We start from the raw sequence: 17,048 nt of genomic DNA on the forward strand, positions 1-17,048 counted from the left end.
GGAGAGTGACAGTGAAGTACACGAGAAACTGGTGACACGGTTGCGCAAGTACTGGGTCGAAGCCGATGCGCGGTGTGAGGACCTGCGTCGGCAGTCGGGGCAGGCGGAGAGATCCGCCCGTTCCCCGCACGGGTCCCTGGCCCGGCCGGCGGGGGCCGCGGGGGACGCGGGGGCGGTGCGATGAGTGCTTCCCGGGAGGGGGTGGCTTTGGAGGCGGCCCGGCGGCGGACGTTCGCGGTGATCAGTCATCCGGACGCGGGCAAGTCGACGCTGACCGAGGCTCTCGCCCTGCACGCGCGGGCGATCACCCAGGCGGGCGCGGTGCACGGCAAGGCCGGGCGGCGCGGGGTGGCGTCGGACTGGATGGAGATGGAGAAGGCCCGCGGGATCTCGGTGACCTCGGCGGTGCTGCAGTTCGCGTACCGCGGGTGTGTGCTGAACCTGCTGGACACTCCCGGTCACGCGGACTTCTCCGAGGACACCTACCGGGTGCTGGCGGCGGTGGACTGCGCGGTGATGCTGGTGGACGCGGCCAAGGGTTTGGAGGAGCAGACCCGCAAGCTGTTCGACGTCTGCCGGCACCGCGGCATTCCGGTGATCACGTTCATCAACAAGTGGGACCGTCCCGGGCGCGGGGCCCTGGAGCTGCTGGACGAGATCGAGCGGGAGTTCCGCCTCCGGCCCACCCCCGTGACCTGGCCGGTCGGGGAGGCCGGACACCTGCGGGGGCTGGTCGACGTGCGCGAGCCGGGGCGGATGCTGCGCTACACCCGCACGCCCGGCGGCGCGCACGAGGCGGGCGAGGAGGTCGTGTCCGCCGATCGCGCGGCGCTGGAGGAGGGCGCGGACTGGAGCGAGGCGCTCGAGGAGCTGGACCTGTTGCGGGCCGACGGCGCCGTCCACGACCGGGAGGTGTTCCTGGCGGGCCGGAGCACGCCGGTCTTCTTCGGCGCGGCGGTCTCCAACATCGGGGTGCGGCTGCTGCTGGACGCCGTGGTCGACCTCGCCCCGCCGCCGGGCCCGCGGGTGCTGGAGGGCGGGGGGAGCCGGCCGGTGGACGCCCCGTTCTCGGGGCTGGTGTTCAAGGTGCAGGCCAACATGGACCCCGCTCACCGGGACCGGATCGCGTTCATGCGGGTGTGCTCGGGCGTCTTCGAGCGGGGCATGACCGTCATCCGTGCCGCCTCCGGCAGGCCGTTCGCCACCAAGTACGCGCACAGCGTCTTCGGTCAGGACCGCTCCATGGTCGACCTGGCCTACCCCGGCGACGTGGTCGGCCTGGTCAACGCCGCCGCGCTGCGGGTCGGCGACACCCTCCACACCGGCGGGCCGGCCGTGTTCCCGCCGATGCCGACCTTCGCGCCCGAGCACTTCGCGGTGGTCCGGCCGGTGGACCTGTCCCGTTCCAAGCAGTTCCGGCGGGGCATCGCGCAGCTGGACGAGGAGGGTGTGGTCCAGGTCCTGGCCTCCGACCTGCGCGGCGAGCAGGCGCCCGTGCTCGCGGCCGTGGGGCCCATGCAGTTCGACGTCGTCACCACGCGGATGGCCGGCGAGTTCTCCGCCGCCGTGCGGCTGGAGATGCTGCCCTACCGCCTGGCCCGGGCCACCGACGCCGCGGGCGCCGAGGCACTCAACGGCTCCCGCATCGTCAAGGGCGAGGCCCTCACCCGCCTCCGGGACAAGGCCCGGCTCGCCCTCTTCCCCGACCGCTGGCAGGCGGGCTCCTTCCAGCGGGAGTTCCCCGACGCACGGCTGGAGCACCTCGTCGCAGCCCACGACTGACCACCGGGGCCCCGTGGCAGGCGCAGTGGCCACTGCGCGTCGAGAGCCTGTTTCACTGGGGAGGTCAGGTGTCTCTTCGACGTCGCGGTACGGGAAGCGGCGGTCACCTCCCGCAGCCCCGGCCCGGCGGTGTCCGGCCCCTCCTGGCCGACGAGAGGACCACCGCGCCGGGGGAGCGGTCCTCGCGGACCGCTCCGGCCGAAGGGGGATGTCCTCGGCGTGAGCGGTGACGCCTTCGGCTCCCGGCGGGTGCGGCGCCTGCGTTTTGAACGGGGTTCGGGGCACCTGCCGAATGGGCATCGGCCGCGCGGGCCCTCCACACTCTCCCGCGATGTGAGAGTTTGTGCTTCTGTGCCGATCGCAGACGCCCAGCCGTCCGAGAGGGCGTCCGCACACGGCCATGGACACCGCACCGGGCCGGCCAGGGCCACCGCCGTGACGTGCCGGCGGGGCGGCCGCGTTCACGAGGGCCGGCCATGGGGCCATGGCGCTGCGCGGGCGCCCTGGCCACGTGCGGGACGGAGGGACGCGCCGGTCGGTTAGGGTCACCTCGTGGCGGACGACGCGGCTTTGTCCCGGGGAGGTCGATCGGCCCGGGGCGTATCGCGGCTGTGGAACGGTCGACTGATGCCTCCCTGTTGTGCCCCGATGTGCCCTCGCGGTGGGTCATCCGGGTAGAAGTGCAGTTCAGGGGCGTGTTCTGGGGGCGCAATGCGATTGAGAGTGGAATTCACGACCGAACCCTTCGATCTGGACGAGGCGCCCGCGCATGCGGTGGTGGCCCGGGAGGTCGTGGAGGGGGCCGCGCTGGACTCGGTGGACGTCGGGCCGTTCGGGAACACCGCGGAGGGCGGTGCCGACGTGGTCCTCGCCGCCGTGGACGCGCTGCTGCGCCGCAGCCTGGAGGCCGGTGCGACCCGGGTCTCGCTCCAGGTCAACGTGATCGCGGAGGACAAGGGATGAGCGGCCTGGCGGACGAGCCGTTCGTCGCCGCGGTCAAGCCGCTCGTCGACGCCATGGGCGGGCAGCTGCTCCCGCCCGGCGAGGCCGGTCCCGACGACGTCGTCCTCGCCTGGGAGGGCACCGACGCCGTCGCCGTGCGCCTGCCCCAGCTCGCCGACTCCCTCGATCACATCCTCGCCGCGCTGGAGCGCCGGCACGGGCGCCCCCTCGCAGGCCTGGACCGCAGGACCAAACAGGAGATCGTCCGCGGCCTGGAGGCGCGCGGTGCCTTCGCCGTCCGGCACGGCGTGGAGACGGTGGCGGGTGCGCTCGGCGTCAGCCGCTTCACCGTCTACAACTACCTCAACCGGGAGAAGGGCTCCTGAGGGACTCCTGAAGGGCTCCTGAAGGGCTTCGGCCGGTTTTCGGGACGGTCCGGCCGTCGCGCTTTTCAACAAACTGTTGACGTGGTGGTCCGGGGCGGCGTTAGCTGTTCGTACGCCCGTTCCACAGGACGGCCGTTCCCGGCCGGGGAGGCTTCGTGACGTCCACTTCCACGCCGCAGGGCCTGGCCCGTTTCAACGCCCTGGAGGAGAGCGCGGCCCTTGCCGCACTCCACGAGGTGTGCGCCTCCACGGAGTGGGCCCGCCGGCTGCTCGCCGCCCGCCCCTACCCGGCCGCCGACGACCTGTACGCCGCCGCCGACGCCGCCGTGGGCGGGCTGACCGCGGCGGACCTCGACGAGGCGATGGCCGGGCACCCGCCGATCGGCAGACCCCGGCCCGGCGACCCGGTCTCCGCGCGGGAGCAGGGCGGCATGGCCTTTGCGTCGGACCGGCTCAAGGCGGAGATGCTGGAGCTGAACCTCGCCTACCAGGAGAAGTTCGGCCATGTGTTCCTCGTCTGCGCCACCGGCCGGACCGGCGAGCAGATGCGCGACGCGGCCAGGGAGCGCATCGGCAACACGCCGGAGCAAGAACGTGAGAGCGTCCGCACCGAGCTGGGGAGGATCAACCGCATCCGCCTGGCCCGGCTCGTCGAAGCGGACCGACAGCCCTGACATCCCCGGGAGCAGCGCCCGCATGAGCACAGAGACCACCGCTTCCGTGTCCACGCACATATTGGACACCAGCCTCGGCCGTCCCGCCCGGGACGTCGCCGTCCAGCTCTCCGCCCGCTCGGGCCGAAGGGCCCACTGGCAGGCGCTCGGCGGCTCCACGACCGACGCGGACGGGCGGTGCGAGGACCTCCCGGCACTGCCGGAGGGCACCACCCACGTACGGCTCCACTTCGACGTCGAGCCGTACTTCACCGACAGGCAGGACGAGGCACGGCAGGACGCCCCCGCGCACCGGGACAGCGGCACCGGTGTGTTCTTCCCGGAGGTGGCGATCACGTTCGCCGTCGTACCGGGCGAGCACTACCACGTGCCGCTGCTGCTCAACCCGTTCGGCTACTCCGTATACCGAGGGAGCTAGCGGACATGCCCACGATTCTCGGCCGGAACCAGTACGGCAAAGCGGAGAACCGCGTCGTCAGGGTCACGCGGGACGGCGCCACCCACCACATCAAGGACCTCAACGTCTCCGTCGCCCTGTCCGGCGACATGGAGGAGGTGCACTACTCCGGCTCCAACGCCAACGTCCTGCCGACGGACACCACCAAGAACACCGTGTTCGCCTTCGCCAAGGAGCACGGCATCGAGTCCGCCGAGCAGTTCGGCATCCACCTCGCCCGGCACTTCGTCACCTCCCAGGAGACCGTCCACCGGGCCCGCATCCGCGTCGAGGAGTACGCCTGGGAGCGGATCGCGACCTCCGAGGCCCACGCGGGCGAGCGCGGGGAGCACTCCTTCGTCCGCAGGGGCCAGGAAACCCGGCTGACGCAGGTCACCTACGACGGCGGGTGCTGGGAGATCGTCTCGGGCCTGAAGGACCTGACGGTGCTGAACTCCACCGACTCCGAGTTCCACGGTTTCGTCAAGGACAGGTACACGACGCTGAAGGAGACCCGGGACCGCATCCTCGCCACCTCGGTCGCCGCCCGCTGGCGGTTCAACTGGACCGACGACGAGCGGCCGGTGCCCGACTGGGAGACGTCGTACGAGCGGACGAGGCAGCACCTGCTCCAGGCCTTCGCGGAGACGTACTCCCTCTCCCTGCAGCAGACGATGTACCGGATGGGCGCCCGGATCATCGAACAGCGCGACGAGATAGACGAGGTCCGCTTCTCCCTCCCCAACAGCCACCACTTCCAGGTGGACCTGGAGCCCTTCGGGCTCGACAACGACACCGCGGACGGCGCCGTGTACTTCGCCGCCGACCGTCCCTACGGCCTGATCGAGGCGACGATCCTGCGTGACGGCTGCGAGGCGCTCATACCGCCGGACCTCACCAACCTCTGAGACAGGAACGATCGCTGGAGGGACGAATCCATGGAAGCAGTCCGGCGCACCGTCATCGAGAACTGCGCGATCGCGGCCGTCGACGCGAAGGACACCGAGTACGCCTTTGGACACCTCGTCCTCGCCGGCCACCGCATCGAGTCGCTCGGCGCGGGCAGGGCCCCCGAGGGCCTGGAGAACGTCGTTTGCCGCATCGACGCCACCGGGCACCTGGCGACACCCGGCCTCGTCAACACCCACCACCACTTCTACCAGTGGATCACCCGGGGGCTGGCCACCGACCACAACCTGTTCGACTGGCTCGTCGCGCTCTACCCGACCTGGGCGCGCATCGACGAGCCGATGGTCCGCGCCGCCGCCCGGGGCTCCCTCGCGATGATGGCCCGCGGCGGTGTCACCACCGCCATGGACCACCACTACGTGTTCCCGCGCGGCTCCGGCGACCTGTCGGGCGCCGTCGTACGCGCCGCCCGCGACATGGGCGTGCGCTTCACCCTCGCCCGCGGTTCGATGGACCGCGGCGAGAAGGACGGCGGACTGCCCCCGGACTTCGCCGTCGAGACGCTCGACGACGCCCTCGCCGCGACCGAGGAGACCGTCAGGGAGCACCACGACACCTCCCGCGACGCCATGACCCAGGTCGCCGTGGCCCCCTGCTCCCCGTTCTCCGTCTCCACCGGACTGATGCGGCAGAGTGCGGAGTTGGCGCGCGGTCTCGGCGTACGACTGCACACGCACGGGTCGGAGACGGTGGAGGAGGAGAAGTTCTGCCACCAGCTGTTCGGCATGGGCCCCACCGACTACTTCGAGTCCACCGGCTGGCTGGGCGAGGACGTGTGGATGGCGCACTGCGTCCACATGAACGACTCCGACATCGCCGCCTTCGCCCGTACGGGCACGGGCGTCGCCCACTGCCCCTCCTCCAACGCCCGCCTCGCCGCCGGGATAGCCCGCGTCCCCGACCTGCTGGCCGCCGGAGTCCCGGTCGGCCTCGGCGTGGACGGAACCGCGTCCAACGAGTCCGGCGAACTGCACACCGAACTGCGCAACGCCCTCCTCGTGGGCCGCCTCGGGCCGCACCGCGAAGCCGCCCTGACGGCACGCCAGGCGCTGCGCCTGGGCACCCACGGAGGTGCCCAGGTCCTGGGCCGGGCGACGGAGATCGGCTCGCTGGAGCCGGGCAAGCTCGCCGACCTGGTGCTGTGGCGGATGGACACCCTGGCCCACGCGTCCATCGCCGACCCGGTGGCCGCGCTGGTCCTGGGTGCGGCGGCGCCGGTCACCGCGTCGTTCGTGAACGGCCGTCAGATCGTGGAGGAGGGCCGGCTGCGCACGGCCGACGAGGACGAGATCGCCCGCGACACCCGTGCCCAGGCCCGGCGGCTGGCCGCCATCGCGGCGCAGGGCTGAGGGGTCCTTGCACTGTGAGCGCCCGGTGAGGTCGTGTGGTCCGGTGCCGGGGGTGCCGCCCACGCCTTTCAGGCAGTGGGGGAGCATCGCGAGGCGCCACAGAGCCCTCGTGGCGGAGCCACCAGGGCTTTTGGGCAACGCGGCGAGGTGCGGTGCCGGGCCGCGCGACCCGGGCGGGCATGGTGCAAGGACCCCTGAGCGGGCGCCCGGCCGAACCGGCCGGGTGGTCGCCGTCGGGGCGAACGCCGCGCCGAGGGCTTCCGAATGCCGTGGCGGTTCGGACGGCCGGGGGCGGTGCCGTTCTGGCGGCGGAAACCTTCACCGACTGAAAGCGGAAGTGAAGCGGCCTTTGCCCCGAGCCGTCCATCGGTCTTCCTGCCGTTTCCCTTCCGCCGCCGCGGCCGGTCCTACAGGCCCAGCACACCCGGGTTCTCGGCCAGCTCCCAAAAGACGTCCTGCGGGCTCGGCAACAGCTTGCGCAGCCCCAGGTCCAGCACACCGCCGACCGCCGTGATCTCGGCCGAGACCGTGCCGTCCGTCCTGGTGACGACCTGCTCGATACGGAACGTCCTGCCGGTGCCCCAGACGAAGACGCAGCTCACGTCGACCTCGTCGCCGGCGAGCAGCTCGCGCCTGTAGCGGATGGTCGTCTCCAGGGCGACGGGCCCCACCCCCCGCGCCGCGAGCACGGACTGCGTGATGCCCGCTTCACGGAGCAGCGTCCAGCGCGCGTGCTCCGCGTAATTGAGGTATACGGCCTGGTTGAGGTGGCCCTGCACGTCGGTCTCGTATCCGCGCACGGTCACCCGGACGGAAAACGGCTCGCTCACTGCGTCCCCCTTCGCACCTGCTCGATTCGCCGCACTCGCCACCGATCCTGGCACGCGCCCTCATACGCGGCGCGGGGAGGCCAGCAGGTACCGGGCCCGCGTCCTCGGCTCCGTGTACTCGCCGACCTGCCAGCCGGCCCCCTCCAGGGTGGCCGCGCAGGCCCGCAGCGCCTCGCCGTCCGCCTCGTACACGGCGACGGCCTCCGGCTGCGGTGTCTCCCGCACCCGGTAACCGCCCTCGGTTTCCTGCCCGGCAGGGGGGTGCCCGGCGGCCTCCAGCGCGAGTGCGGCAGCCTGCACGAGATGCGAGCGCTCCCAGCCGCAGGGGCGGTCCGTGGCGCCGTCGGGGTTGGTCATCCGGCGCAGCTCCAGCATGCCCTGCCAGGCACTGTGCACCTCCCGCCGCCGGGCGGGACCGGACCGGTGCGCCGCGCCCCCGCCACCGACGCGAGCCGCGAACACCCCGGTCGCGGCCGGTGCCTCCGCTTCCACCGGCGCCGGTACCGCCTCCCCCTCCCGGATCCGATGCCCCGCCGGCGTCAGGAAGTGGTCGTGCGGCGCACGGGGGTGCCGGAACACCAACCCGCGCTTCACCAGCCCCGCAAGCTGGGTCTCCGTCCCCTTGACCCGCCCACTGACCGGATCGGCCGCCGCCACCACCCGACGCAACCCCGCGCCCAACGCTCTCGCCACCACACCCACCCCCGATCTCCGGCCGGCCCGCTGCGGGCCTTTCCGGCGCCTTCGAAGCCTACGGCCGAGCACCGACACTCCGTGGAAGTGCGCCGGTGGGAGAAGTTCCGCTGTGGAGAACCCGGCTCGTACACCGCAGCCCCCAGCAAAACCGCGGAGCGCGGGCGCCGGGTCCGCGCCGGGTCCAAGAACCGTGGAGAACGCCCCACCCCGCTGCCCCTGCTGCGCGAGCAGGGGCGCACGCGGTGGAGCGGGACCGCCGACGAACCGGGTGTGCCCGGTCCGCGGCTCACCGTGTGCTCCCCGCTCTGCGCGGCCGCGGCTTCGCGGTCAGGGGTGGCCGACAAGGTGTGCCGACCGGGCCCCACGTCCTGCCCGATGGCCGCTCCCGGGCCGGCCGGTACGGCTAGCCCATGAACTCCGGCCGCTGATAGGGCGTCCACCAGCTCAGCAGGCCCCAGATGCCGAGCGCGAGCGCACCCGCCGCGATCACGGCCGCGAGCCATGGGCGGCGCAGCGCGCGCAGGGTGAGCAGCCAGGCGAGGAGCGGGACGAGAGCCCCGCCTGCGGCGATGAGGGGAAGGTCGACGTAGAGGACGCTCAGGTCCCTGTGCATGCCCTCGAAGCCGCCGTCGATGCTGACCCGTGCCTTCGGCGACCAGGCGAGCACCGCTGCGACGGCGCCGACGGCCGCCAGGAGGATGCCCGCACAACCCTGTCTCTCCTGTCTCTCCTGTCTCTGTTCACTCATACCTTGATCCGACGCGGTCGCCCCGTCCGTGGTTCCCGGTGCCCTACTGCCGGTAGCCGCTCAGGAAACGGCCGATGCGGCCGATCGCGGCCTCCAGATCGTCCGCGTGGGGGAGGGTCAGGATGCGGAAGTGGTCGGTGGTGGGCCAGTTGAAGCCGGTGCCCTGGACCACCTGGATCTTCTCCCGCAGGAGCAGGTCGAGGACGAACTTCTCGTCGTCGTGGATCTTGTGCACCGCCGGGTCGATGCGGGGGAAGGCGTACAGGGCGCCCTTGGGCTTGACGCAGCTCACGCCGGGGATGTCGTTGAGCATCCGCCAGGCCACGTCCCGCTGTTCGTGCAGGCGGCCCCCCGGGGCGGTCAGCTCACCGATGGACTGGCGGCCGCCGAGCGCGGCCTGAATGGCGTACTGGGCGGGCGCGTTGGCGCACAGGCGCATGGAGGCCAGCGTCGTCAGGCCCTCCAGGTAGTTCCTCGCGTGCCGCTTCGGGCCCGTGACCACCAGCCAGCCGGAGCGGAAGCCCGCCACGCGGTACGTCTTCGACAGCCCGCAGAAGGTGAGGACGACCAGGTCGGGGGCGAGCGCGGCGGCCGAGTGGTGCACGGCGTCGTCGTAGAGGATCTGGTCGTAGATCTCGTCGGCGAGCACCATCAGGCCGTGCCGGCGGGCCAGATCGAGGATTCCCTCGACGATCTCCTTCGGGTAGACCGCGCCCGTCGGGTTGTTGGGGTTGATGATGACCACGGCCTTCGTACGGTCCGTGATCTTCGACGCCATGTCGTCCAGGTCCGGGTACCAGTCGGCCCGTTCGTCGCACAGGTAGTGGACCGCCTTGCCGCCCGCGAGGGTGGTCACCGCCGTCCAGAGGGGGAAGTCGGGCGCGGGGACGAGGACTTCGTCACCGTCCTCCAGCAGCGCCGTGACGGCCATCGACACCAGCTCGGAAACGCCGTTGCCGAGGAAGACGTCGTCGACGTCCACCTCCACGCCCAGGGTCTGGTAGCGCTGGGCCACCGCGCGGCGGGCGGAGAGGACGCCCCGCGAGTCGGTGTAGCCGTGCGCCTGCGGCAGCATCCTGATCATGTCCTGGAGGATCTCCTCCGGGGCCTCGAAGCCGAACAGGGCCGGATTCCCGGTGTTCAGGCGCAGCACGCTGTGCCCGGCCTCCTCCAGCGCGTTCGCGTGTTCGATGACCGGGCCGCGGATCTCGTAACAGACCTCGCTGAGCTTGCTCGACTGCCGGAACTCCATGCGCCGCTTCCCCTCGGGTATCCCGTGTTTCCTGCTTGGTTTTACCAAGTGACCGCTTGGAAAGTCCAACAACTTGTCTACACTGCGTCGCATGTCACCTCGCCGAAGCTACGACCAGTACTGTTCCGCCGCCCGCGCGCTCGACGCCGTCGGTGACCGCTGGACCCTGCTGATCGTCCGCGAGCTCCTCGCCGGCCCGCGGCGCTACACCGACCTGCACGCGGACCTTCCCGGCGTCAGCACGGACGTACTGGCCTCGCGGCTGAAGGACATGGAGCGCGACGGGCTGGCCACCCGGCGGCGGCTGCCCCCGCCCGGTGCGGCCTACGTGTACGAACTCACGAGCCGTGGAAGTGAGTTGCTGCCCGTACTGCAAGCGCTCGGTGCGTGGGGGCAGGCGGTGCTGGGGGAGCGGCGGCCCACCGACGCGGTACGGGCGCACTGGTTCGCGCTGCCCCTGCTCCGCGCCCTGGAGGGAGTGGGCGCCGGTCAGGACGAGGGTCCGGGCGAGGGGGAGGGCGGCCTGGTCGAAGTCCGGCTGGAGGAAGGGCTGTTCCACCTGCGGGTCGGCGCCGGGGACGGACCGGTCCACGGGGGCGGACCGGTCCACGGGAACGGGTCGGTCTACGGCGACGGACCCGCTTCCGGCGTGCCGGACGCGATCCTGGTCCTCGACACCGACACCTGTACGGCGATCAGCCGCGGCGAGGCGACCGTCGCCGAGGCCGTACGGGACGGGCGGGTGACGGTGAGCGGCGACGGCACGCTCGCCAAGGCACTGAGGGAGGTGTGACGGGAAGCGGGACGGCGGGAACGGCCGCCGAAGAGGGGGAGGCCCGCACGGGTCGGGCCTCCTGACGGCACATCACCTATGTGGTTTCACGCGCCCGGCGGTACCCGGGACGGCCGCCCCGTGCCCCGGGCCAGCCGGTAGCCGGCGACTCCGGCCAAAGCGGCCAGCGCACCGCCCACCGCGGTCCACACCCACCGGTCGGACCACCAGCCGGAGGTCCAGCCGTCCTCGGGCTCGAGGTCGGCCAGCACGGCGGCCGGCGAGTCGTCCCCGTCGCCCTCCTCGGTGTCGTCGGTCTCGCTGCGCAGTGCGATACCCGGCACCAGCGGCTCCGCGAGCGAACCGTCGACCGCCGCCGCACCGCCCATCTCCTTGGAACCGGCCCGGACTTCGATGTCCACCGGCTGGCCCAGGTCGGACGCCGAGAGGTTCACCGCGGTGAGCCGGATGTAGTACGTGCCCGGCAGCGGGTCATTGGCCCACGGCTCCGACCAGGCGCGGACCGTGCGCAGCACGCACTTCAGCTCCACAGAGGCCGCGTCGGCCGCCGCGGTGCGGGTCTGGGCGCCGTACTGGCAGGCCTGCCGGCGGCGCAGACCGTCGTACACGTCGACCCGCCAGGTCCCGGCGGCGTGCGTCTCGGGCAGCTTCACCGTCGCGTCGACGGTGGGGCGTTGCCCCGCGCCCGCCGGGAACGACCAGTACAGGTAGTCGCCGACGGAGGCACGCGCCGTGGCGGTCCGCCCCTGCTCGAACTCCGTCGCGGTACGGAACGAGGTGCCCGCCCGGGTCGGTCCGGCGGCGTCCCCCGACGCGCTGGGGGAGGGGGTGGAGTCGGCTGCCGCGGGGGCCACGGCAGCGGCGGCGAGCCCGAACGTCAGCAGGGCGGCGCTCAACGAGCGGGTGAAGCGGGTGGTACGCATCAGCTGGTCCTCCAGACCGCGAGCCGCCAGCGTGACAGCCAGCCCCAGACGAGACCGGCGAGGAAGCCCGTGAGGACCAGTGCGCCGAGCAGCCACCAGCCCCGGCCCAGGCCGAAGGAGGCCACGTCGCCCGACCCGCTCGGGCCGTCGACGACGTCGATGGTCAGTTCCAGCGGCAGGCCGGGCGTGGTCTTCACACCGGAGGCCGGCGAGAACGAGTTGGTCACCGCCAGGCACACCGTCTCGGCGACCGGCTTGCCGCCGGAGTCGTCACCGTCGTCGTCCCGTTCGGGCTTCGGGTAGCGCAGGCCGGTGGACAGGACGTCCGTGCGGCCGTTGCCCGTGGCCTCGCCGCGGACGATCTCCCGGCTGTGCACCGTGACGGCCCGCAGCAGCACGCCGTGGTCGGGGTTCACCGCCCGGTCGGCCGCCACGCTCACCGATGCGCGCAGTTCCCGGCCCGCCGGCACGTCCACGCGGTACCAGCGCTGCTGCCCGAACTCCTCACGATCCGTGTAGAGACCGGACTCCAGCGTCGGCGCCTTCGCGCACGAGGCGCCTCCCTCGGTCGCGACCGGTGTCACCACCGGCTCGGCCGCACGGTCCACCAACTCATTCACACGGTCGGTGAGTTCGTCCTGGTGCTCGACCGAGGTGTAGGTGCCGCCGGTCGCCTCGGCGATGCAGCTGAGCTGCCGGCTCAGCTTGGCGTTCGGCACCAGGCCCAGCGTGTCGATGGTCAGGCCGATGCCCTTGGCCGCGATCTCCCGGGCCACCTCGCACGGATCGAGCGGGGCACAGGTGTCCTCACCGTCACTGATCAGCACGATGCGCTTGGAACCGTCGCCGCCCTTGAAGTCGTCGGCCGCCTCCAGCAGGGCGGGGCCGATCGGGGTCCAGCCGGTCGGACTCAGCGTGGCCACCGCCGTCTTGGCCTCGGTGCGGTCCAGCGGACCGACCGGATAGAGCTGCGCGGTGTCCTTGCAGCCCTCCTTCCTGTCGTCGCCGGGGTAGTCGGCACCGAGGGTGCGGATCCCCAGCTGGACCTCCTCCGGCGTCGCGTCCAGCACCTCGTTGAACGCCTGCTTCGCCGCGGCCATCCGGGACTGCCCGTCGATGTCCCGGGTTCGCATCGAGCCGCTCACATCGAGGACGAGGTCGACCTGGGGCGCGTCCTGGCCCGTGGGTTCACCGGCGGCCGCCGCGGACGGGAGGGCGAGTCCCGCCGACAGAGCGGCGAGCAGGACACCGACGCCTGCGGCCGGCCATTTTCTTCTGATCATCGGCGGATCTTATTGATCAGAGACGCCCTGTTCCAAAGCGGGGCTCCGGGGCCGGCCCCACACGGGTTCGCCCTGAGGGGGATCGAGCAGTGGATTGGGCAGTTGTGCCCAGTCGTCCCCGGTCGTCCCCGGCGAAAGCCGCATCAGCGTCAGCGCCTTCGCGGGCAGCGGTTCGCCGCACAGTGCAGCGAGGTCCGGGGTGCGCGGCAGATCCCGTACGGCACTCTCCAACGCGGCGCGCAACGCCGGGCCGGAGCCCGTCGTACCGGCCAGCGCACCCGCCACCAGCGACCCGAACAGCTTGCGCCGCAGAGCCCGTTCGTCGTCCGTCACCATGCGGGCGGGCAACCCGGGCGCAAAGACGCCGTGGCGGGCGAGTCGCGCGGGGCTGATCCGCAGGTCGGCCAGATCGCGGTAGACCAGCCGCACCGGCTCCCCGTCCGGCGCCAGCACCACCAGGAGGTTCTGACCGTGCGCCTCCAGCGCCACACCCACATCGAGGAGTCGCAGTCCGACCGTCAGGGCGAGCCGCGCGAACCGGGCCGTCCAGCCCGGGGAGCGGGGCAGCCCGGTCGCCGCCAGGGCCGCCACCGGCACCACCCGCTCCCCGGCCGCCGCGTACTCCTGCGGCGACTCGCGCACCACGGCCGCCAGATCGGGGGAACCGGCCGCCGCGGCACCCAGGGTGCGGGTGATGTGCAACAGCCCGCCGGTCCGTGCCGCCACCGACTCCCCGAACTCCGACAGCACCGCGGACGCGGCGACCGAACCGAGCGAGATGTCCCGCACCGACGAGGTCAGCCGCGCGCTCAACGCCGTCTTCACATGCGGGCCGTCGGGCAGCGCGAGCGTGCGCAGCGCCATCAGCGGACGCGCCGCCATCCGCTTTGCGGGCTCCCGCTTGAGCACATGCGCCGCCTGCCAGGGATGCACCGGGATCACCACCCGCCCTCCGTCCCGCAGCCACTGGGGCCAGCTCCCCGTCACCAGACAGTCCCCGGCCGGCACCTCAACCAGCCCCAACTCCACGAGAGGCCGGTGCTCGGGCCCGTACGCCAGTTGCTCGGCCACCGAGAACCCTGGTCGGGAACGGCAGTTGGGATGGAACGGATGCCCGTCGACCACCCGCTGCTCCCACTCCCAGTCGGACCTCCCGTCCCAGGCATCCACGTCCTTCCCGCCCCTCTCCGGGGCTCCCGCCCGGGACAGCGCCAACGAGGCGACACTGTGCGCGAGTTCGGCTGCGAAGGCGGCCGAACGCGGTACGGCGAGCTCCCCCGTCAACCGCGCGGGATCGTCGTACGCCACCCCGTCCAGCCGTACGACGGTGACGTACGCGGCGGTCGCATACGGGTCCGGGCGCGGGCCGCGCAGCCGACGGCCGTCCGCCAGCCGCAGCGTGAGCCCGTCACCGTCCGGCTCCCGGCGCACGACCCACGGCAGCGGATCGTGCGCGAGGCCGCGCCACAGCCGGGTCAGCACGGCCGCGCGGGCCCCTGGCAGCGCTGCCGCGTACCGGGGCACCAGCGCGGGCCGTACGACGGCCAACTCGTCGGCGGTTTCGGCCTCGACGGCGAAGGGACGGTGCACGGGCGGGCTCCTCGGGTACGAAAGGCTCTGCGGAACGAACGGGTCGGTCCGTGACGGACATGCGGAGATACTGATCGTCTCCGTCCGGACAGACCGTAGGGAAACAGTGGAACGCGTGGACCTCATGCCCCCGCCCGCAGACGACGACGCGGCACCCCGCGCCCACGACACCGCCCGCCCGGCCGCCCGCGCCGACGCGTACGCGGTCGCCCCGCTCCTGAACTGCCTCCTGCGCGAGGTGGCACAACCGGTCCCGGACGGCGAGGACGAGGACGGGGAAACGGGCCGGGACCGGGACCGGGAGCCGGGCACCCTCCGGACATACCGCCTGCCGGGCACCCAGCGCCTGCTGCGCGTCCACGGCACCCGCCGCAGCCCCACCGCACCCGAGGTCCGCGGGCAGGACGGCACCTGGTGCCGCCTCGGCCATCCGGAACTGGTGGAACTCGTCGCCGGGGAGCTGCGCCGGCACACCGGGGTGGCCAACCGGGACCTGGCGGCCGAGATGACCGACAGCCGCGACGCGGTGGCCGCGCTGCTCGCCGCACGCGCAGGCGCCACCCCGCCCACCGACCCCTACCTGCGCTCCGAGCAGTCCCTGCTCACCGGCCACACCCACCACCCCGCCCCCAAGGCCCGCGGCGCGGGCCCCACGGCGAGCTGGCTGCCGTACGCACCGGAGGCGTACGCACGCTTCCCGCTGACGCTGCTCGGCGTGCGCGAGGACGCGGTCGTGGAGGAGGGTGACACGACGTCCCTGGACCGCCTGGGCACCGCCCCGCCCGGCTACCGCCTCCTGCCCGCCCACCCCTGGCAGTTGGAGCTGACGGCCCGGAGCCTGGCCCCCGCGTTCGCCGACGGCCGGCTGGTCCGGCTGGGCACGACCGCGTTCCCGGTATGGCCCACGGCCGCGATCCGCACCGTGTACACGCCCGCGCAGGACCTGTTCCTGAAGTTCAGCCTGGACGTGCGCATCACCAACGACGTCCGCCGTCTGTGGCGCCACGACCTGCTGAAGCTGATCAGGACCGACCGGGCCACGAGCGAGGCCTTCGCCGCCTCGGCCACGCCCGACGCCCCCGCGGCCTGGCTCGGCGACCGCGGTTACCGCACCGCGGACTTCGCCTTCGAGGAACTGGCCGTACTGGTCCGCGACGGCCTGCGCCCCCACCTGCTCCCCGGCACGACCCCGCACCTGGCCGCAGCCCTGCCGGAGGAGTACGAGGGCAACCCGCTGGCCACCACGCCCACCCCCGCCGCCTGGTGGAAGGCCTACCTGGCCCAGGTCGTCCCCCCGGCGCTGCGGACCTTCGCCCGGCACGGCGTCGTGGTCGAGGCCCACCTGCAGAACACCCTGATCGCCGTCGACACCGACGGCATGCCCGCGCAGGCCCTGTACCGGGACGCGGAAGGCGTGAAACTGCTTCCGGAGGTGACGAGGGAAGCGGGCTGGGAGCGCCTCGTCTACTGCCTGATCGTCAACCACCTGACGGAAATCGCGTCAGCCCTGACCGAACACCACCCGGGCTTCACCCCGTGGCCCGCAGCCCGCCGGGAACTCTCCCGCCACTCCCTCCCGGAGGCCCAGGCCCTCCTCACCACCCCCACCCTCCCCGCCAAGACCAACCTCCTCCTGCGCTGGACCCACGCCGACGGAGCCTCGGCCCGCTACGTGCCGGTCCCCAACCCGCTGGCGGAACCGTAGGCGCCGACGGGCCGTACGGCGCCTTCACTCCGGCGACGTACCACGGGCGATGCGGTACAGCACGTTCGGGCGCAGTGGGCCGTCGGGCGCCGTGGGGTCGTCGAAGTCCTCGGCCGGGTTCCGGGCCATGCCGATGCGGCGCATCACCGCCTGCGAACGGAGGTTGCCGGCCGTGGTGACGGCGAGGATCTCGGGAAGCCCGAGCGTGTGGAATCCGTGGGCCAGGACCGCCCGTGCGGCCTCGGTGGCGTAGCCCCGGCCCCAGGCCGGGCGGGCGAGCCTCCAGCCGGCCTCCACCCCGGTGAAGGGCATCTGCTCCTCCACCTCGTCCAAGCCCGCGAAGCCGATGAACTCGCCCGTGGCCCGTACCTCGAGCGCCCACCATCCATGGCCCCGCCGGTCGAACCCGGCCTGGAAGCGGGCGATGGAGGCCTCGCTCTGTTCGCGGGTGAGCAAGTCTCCCAGATGCTCCCTGACCTCGGGATCGGCATTCATCGCCGCCCACGGTCCGACATCGGAGCCACGCCAACGACGGAGGACAAGGCGATCGGTACACAGTTCAGCCATGCCGCCCAGCCAACGTGAACGCCGGCTCCCGGGCAACGCCATTTCGTCGTCGGCGCGGCGGTCGGTCATGACGACCGCCGGAGTCGTCGGACATCGCGCACAAGGGTGTGGACGCAGCCGAGA

Annotated in this window: 17 protein-coding genes; 9 read left to right on the plus strand and 8 right to left on the minus strand. The window is 72.5% G+C overall.

What is annotated here, in order from left to right; genetic code table 11:
• Positions 1 to 180: 180 nt before the first annotated feature.
• From ACWZEH_RS28955 to ACWZEH_RS28985, 7 genes are all read left to right on the plus strand, one after another.
• Positions 181 to 1,782, plus strand: coding sequence for a peptide chain release factor 3 (locus ACWZEH_RS28955; protein WP_456194017.1), 1,602 nt, complete (start codon positions 181 to 183; stop codon positions 1,780 to 1,782).
• Positions 1,783 to 2,493: 711 nt separating this feature from the next.
• Positions 2,494 to 2,745, plus strand: coding sequence for a YkoF family thiamine-binding protein (locus ACWZEH_RS28960; protein WP_456194018.1), 252 nt, complete (start codon positions 2,494 to 2,496; stop codon positions 2,743 to 2,745).
• Complete coding sequence (locus ACWZEH_RS28965; RefSeq protein ID WP_456194019.1) at positions 2,742 to 3,110, plus strand: helix-turn-helix domain-containing protein; 369 nt, start codon at positions 2,742 to 2,744, stop codon at positions 3,108 to 3,110. Before ACWZEH_RS28960 ends, ACWZEH_RS28965 begins: the two co-directional genes overlap by 4 nt.
• Before the next feature lie 155 nt (positions 3,111 to 3,265).
• Positions 3,266 to 3,784 carry a 2-oxo-4-hydroxy-4-carboxy-5-ureidoimidazoline decarboxylase gene (gene uraD / locus ACWZEH_RS28970; protein WP_456194020.1) on the plus strand — a complete coding sequence of 173 codons (519 nt, stop codon included), beginning with the start codon at positions 3,266 to 3,268 and terminating at the stop codon, positions 3,782 to 3,784.
• A 22-nt stretch (positions 3,785 to 3,806) separates the two neighbouring features.
• Positions 3,807 to 4,202: a hydroxyisourate hydrolase gene (uraH, locus tag ACWZEH_RS28975; protein WP_456194021.1), complete on the plus strand. Its 396-nt coding sequence runs from the start codon at positions 3,807 to 3,809 to the stop codon at positions 4,200 to 4,202.
• 5 nt (positions 4,203 to 4,207) lie between these two features.
• Positions 4,208 to 5,128, plus strand: coding sequence for a factor-independent urate hydroxylase (gene pucL, locus ACWZEH_RS28980; RefSeq protein ID WP_456194022.1), 921 nt, complete (start codon positions 4,208 to 4,210; stop codon positions 5,126 to 5,128).
• 30 nt (positions 5,129 to 5,158) lie between these two features.
• Positions 5,159 to 6,538 (plus strand): 8-oxoguanine deaminase, encoded by a 1,380-nt coding sequence (locus ACWZEH_RS28985; RefSeq protein ID WP_456194023.1) that lies wholly within the window; start codon positions 5,159 to 5,161, stop codon positions 6,536 to 6,538.
• Positions 6,539 to 6,945: 407 nt separating this feature from the next.
• Here ACWZEH_RS28985 and ACWZEH_RS28990 read toward each other — a convergent pair whose 3' ends face one another.
• From ACWZEH_RS28990 to ACWZEH_RS29005, 4 genes are all read right to left on the minus strand, one after another.
• The gene (locus ACWZEH_RS28990; protein WP_456194024.1) at positions 6,946 to 7,368 is read right to left on the minus strand and encodes an acyl-CoA thioesterase; all 423 of its coding nucleotides are present in this window, start codon (positions 7,366 to 7,368) and stop codon (positions 6,946 to 6,948) included.
• A gap of 60 nt (positions 7,369 to 7,428) precedes the next feature.
• Positions 7,429 to 8,061 (minus strand): hypothetical protein, encoded by a 633-nt coding sequence (locus ACWZEH_RS28995; protein WP_456194025.1) that lies wholly within the window; start codon positions 8,059 to 8,061, stop codon positions 7,429 to 7,431.
• Positions 8,062 to 8,467: 406 nt separating this feature from the next.
• A complete protein-coding gene (locus tag ACWZEH_RS29000) occupies positions 8,468 to 8,812 on the minus strand; it encodes a hypothetical protein (protein WP_456194026.1) in 345 nt (114 codons plus the stop codon).
• A gap of 43 nt (positions 8,813 to 8,855) precedes the next feature.
• Positions 8,856 to 10,064, minus strand: a complete 1,209-nt coding sequence (locus ACWZEH_RS29005) for a pyridoxal phosphate-dependent aminotransferase (protein WP_456194027.1) — start codon at positions 10,062 to 10,064, stop codon at positions 8,856 to 8,858.
• Between the two features lie 91 nt (positions 10,065 to 10,155).
• Between ACWZEH_RS29005 and ACWZEH_RS29010 the strand changes: the two genes are divergently transcribed.
• Positions 10,156 to 10,857, plus strand: a complete 702-nt coding sequence (locus tag ACWZEH_RS29010) for a winged helix-turn-helix transcriptional regulator (protein WP_456194028.1) — start codon at positions 10,156 to 10,158, stop codon at positions 10,855 to 10,857.
• 86 nt (positions 10,858 to 10,943) lie between these two features.
• Here the strand turns inward: ACWZEH_RS29010 and ACWZEH_RS29015 are convergent, their stop codons facing one another.
• Genes ACWZEH_RS29015 through ACWZEH_RS29025 form a run of 3 tightly spaced genes read right to left on the minus strand, consistent with a single transcriptional unit; the run spans position 10,944 to position 14,653 of the window.
• The gene (locus ACWZEH_RS29015; RefSeq protein WP_456194029.1) at positions 10,944 to 11,780 is read right to left on the minus strand and encodes a hypothetical protein; all 837 of its coding nucleotides are present in this window, start codon (positions 11,778 to 11,780) and stop codon (positions 10,944 to 10,946) included.
• Positions 11,780 to 13,063: a VWA domain-containing protein gene (locus tag ACWZEH_RS29020; RefSeq protein ID WP_456194030.1), complete on the minus strand. Its 1,284-nt coding sequence runs from the start codon at positions 13,061 to 13,063 to the stop codon at positions 11,780 to 11,782. Before ACWZEH_RS29020 ends, ACWZEH_RS29015 begins: the two co-directional genes overlap by 1 nt.
• A gap of 9 nt (positions 13,064 to 13,072) precedes the next feature.
• Complete coding sequence (locus tag ACWZEH_RS29025) at positions 13,073 to 14,653, minus strand: IucA/IucC family protein (RefSeq protein WP_456194031.1); 1,581 nt, start codon at positions 14,651 to 14,653, stop codon at positions 13,073 to 13,075.
• Between the two features lie 106 nt (positions 14,654 to 14,759).
• On the opposite strand from ACWZEH_RS29025, the gene ACWZEH_RS29030 reads away from it, so the two are divergent.
• A complete protein-coding gene (locus tag ACWZEH_RS29030; protein WP_456194032.1) occupies positions 14,760 to 16,358 on the plus strand; it encodes an IucA/IucC family protein in 1,599 nt (532 codons plus the stop codon).
• Between the two features lie 24 nt (positions 16,359 to 16,382).
• Here the strand turns inward: ACWZEH_RS29030 and ACWZEH_RS29035 are convergent, their stop codons facing one another.
• Positions 16,383 to 16,925: a GNAT family N-acetyltransferase gene (locus ACWZEH_RS29035; protein ID WP_456194033.1), complete on the minus strand. Its 543-nt coding sequence runs from the start codon at positions 16,923 to 16,925 to the stop codon at positions 16,383 to 16,385.
• Positions 16,926 to 17,048 lie beyond the last annotated feature (123 nt).

The organism is Streptomyces yamdrokensis (genome assembly GCF_053890455.1).

What these genes read in the sequence shown, in the direction of transcription:
- ACWZEH_RS28955 (WP_456194017.1), top strand. Translation starts at nt 181, where the DNA reads ATGAGTGCTTCCCGGGAGGGGGTGGCTTTGGAGGCGGCCCGGCGGCGG.
- ACWZEH_RS28960 (WP_456194018.1), top strand. Translation starts at nt 2,494, where the DNA reads ATGCGATTGAGAGTGGAATTCACGACCGAACCCTTCGATCTGGACGAG.
- ACWZEH_RS28965 (WP_456194019.1), top strand. Translation starts at nt 2,742, where the DNA reads ATGAGCGGCCTGGCGGACGAGCCGTTCGTCGCCGCGGTCAAGCCGCTC.
- uraH (WP_456194021.1), top strand. Translation starts at nt 3,807, where the DNA reads ATGAGCACAGAGACCACCGCTTCCGTGTCCACGCACATATTGGACACC.
- pucL (WP_456194022.1), top strand. Translation starts at nt 4,208, where the DNA reads ATGCCCACGATTCTCGGCCGGAACCAGTACGGCAAAGCGGAGAACCGC.
- ACWZEH_RS28985 (WP_456194023.1), top strand. Translation starts at nt 5,159, where the DNA reads ATGGAAGCAGTCCGGCGCACCGTCATCGAGAACTGCGCGATCGCGGCC.
- ACWZEH_RS29000 (WP_456194026.1), bottom strand. Translation starts at nt 8,812, where the DNA reads ATGAGTGAACAGAGACAGGAGAGACAGGAGAGACAGGGTTGTGCGGGC.
- ACWZEH_RS29005 (WP_456194027.1), bottom strand. Translation starts at nt 10,064, where the DNA reads ATGGAGTTCCGGCAGTCGAGCAAGCTCAGCGAGGTCTGTTACGAGATC.
- ACWZEH_RS29010 (WP_456194028.1), top strand. Translation starts at nt 10,156, where the DNA reads ATGTCACCTCGCCGAAGCTACGACCAGTACTGTTCCGCCGCCCGCGCG.
- ACWZEH_RS29015 (WP_456194029.1), bottom strand. Translation starts at nt 11,780, where the DNA reads ATGCGTACCACCCGCTTCACCCGCTCGTTGAGCGCCGCCCTGCTGACG.
- ACWZEH_RS29020 (WP_456194030.1), bottom strand. Translation starts at nt 13,063, where the DNA reads ATGATCAGAAGAAAATGGCCGGCCGCAGGCGTCGGTGTCCTGCTCGCC.
- ACWZEH_RS29035 (WP_456194033.1), bottom strand. Translation starts at nt 16,925, where the DNA reads ATGGCTGAACTGTGTACCGATCGCCTTGTCCTCCGTCGTTGGCGTGGC.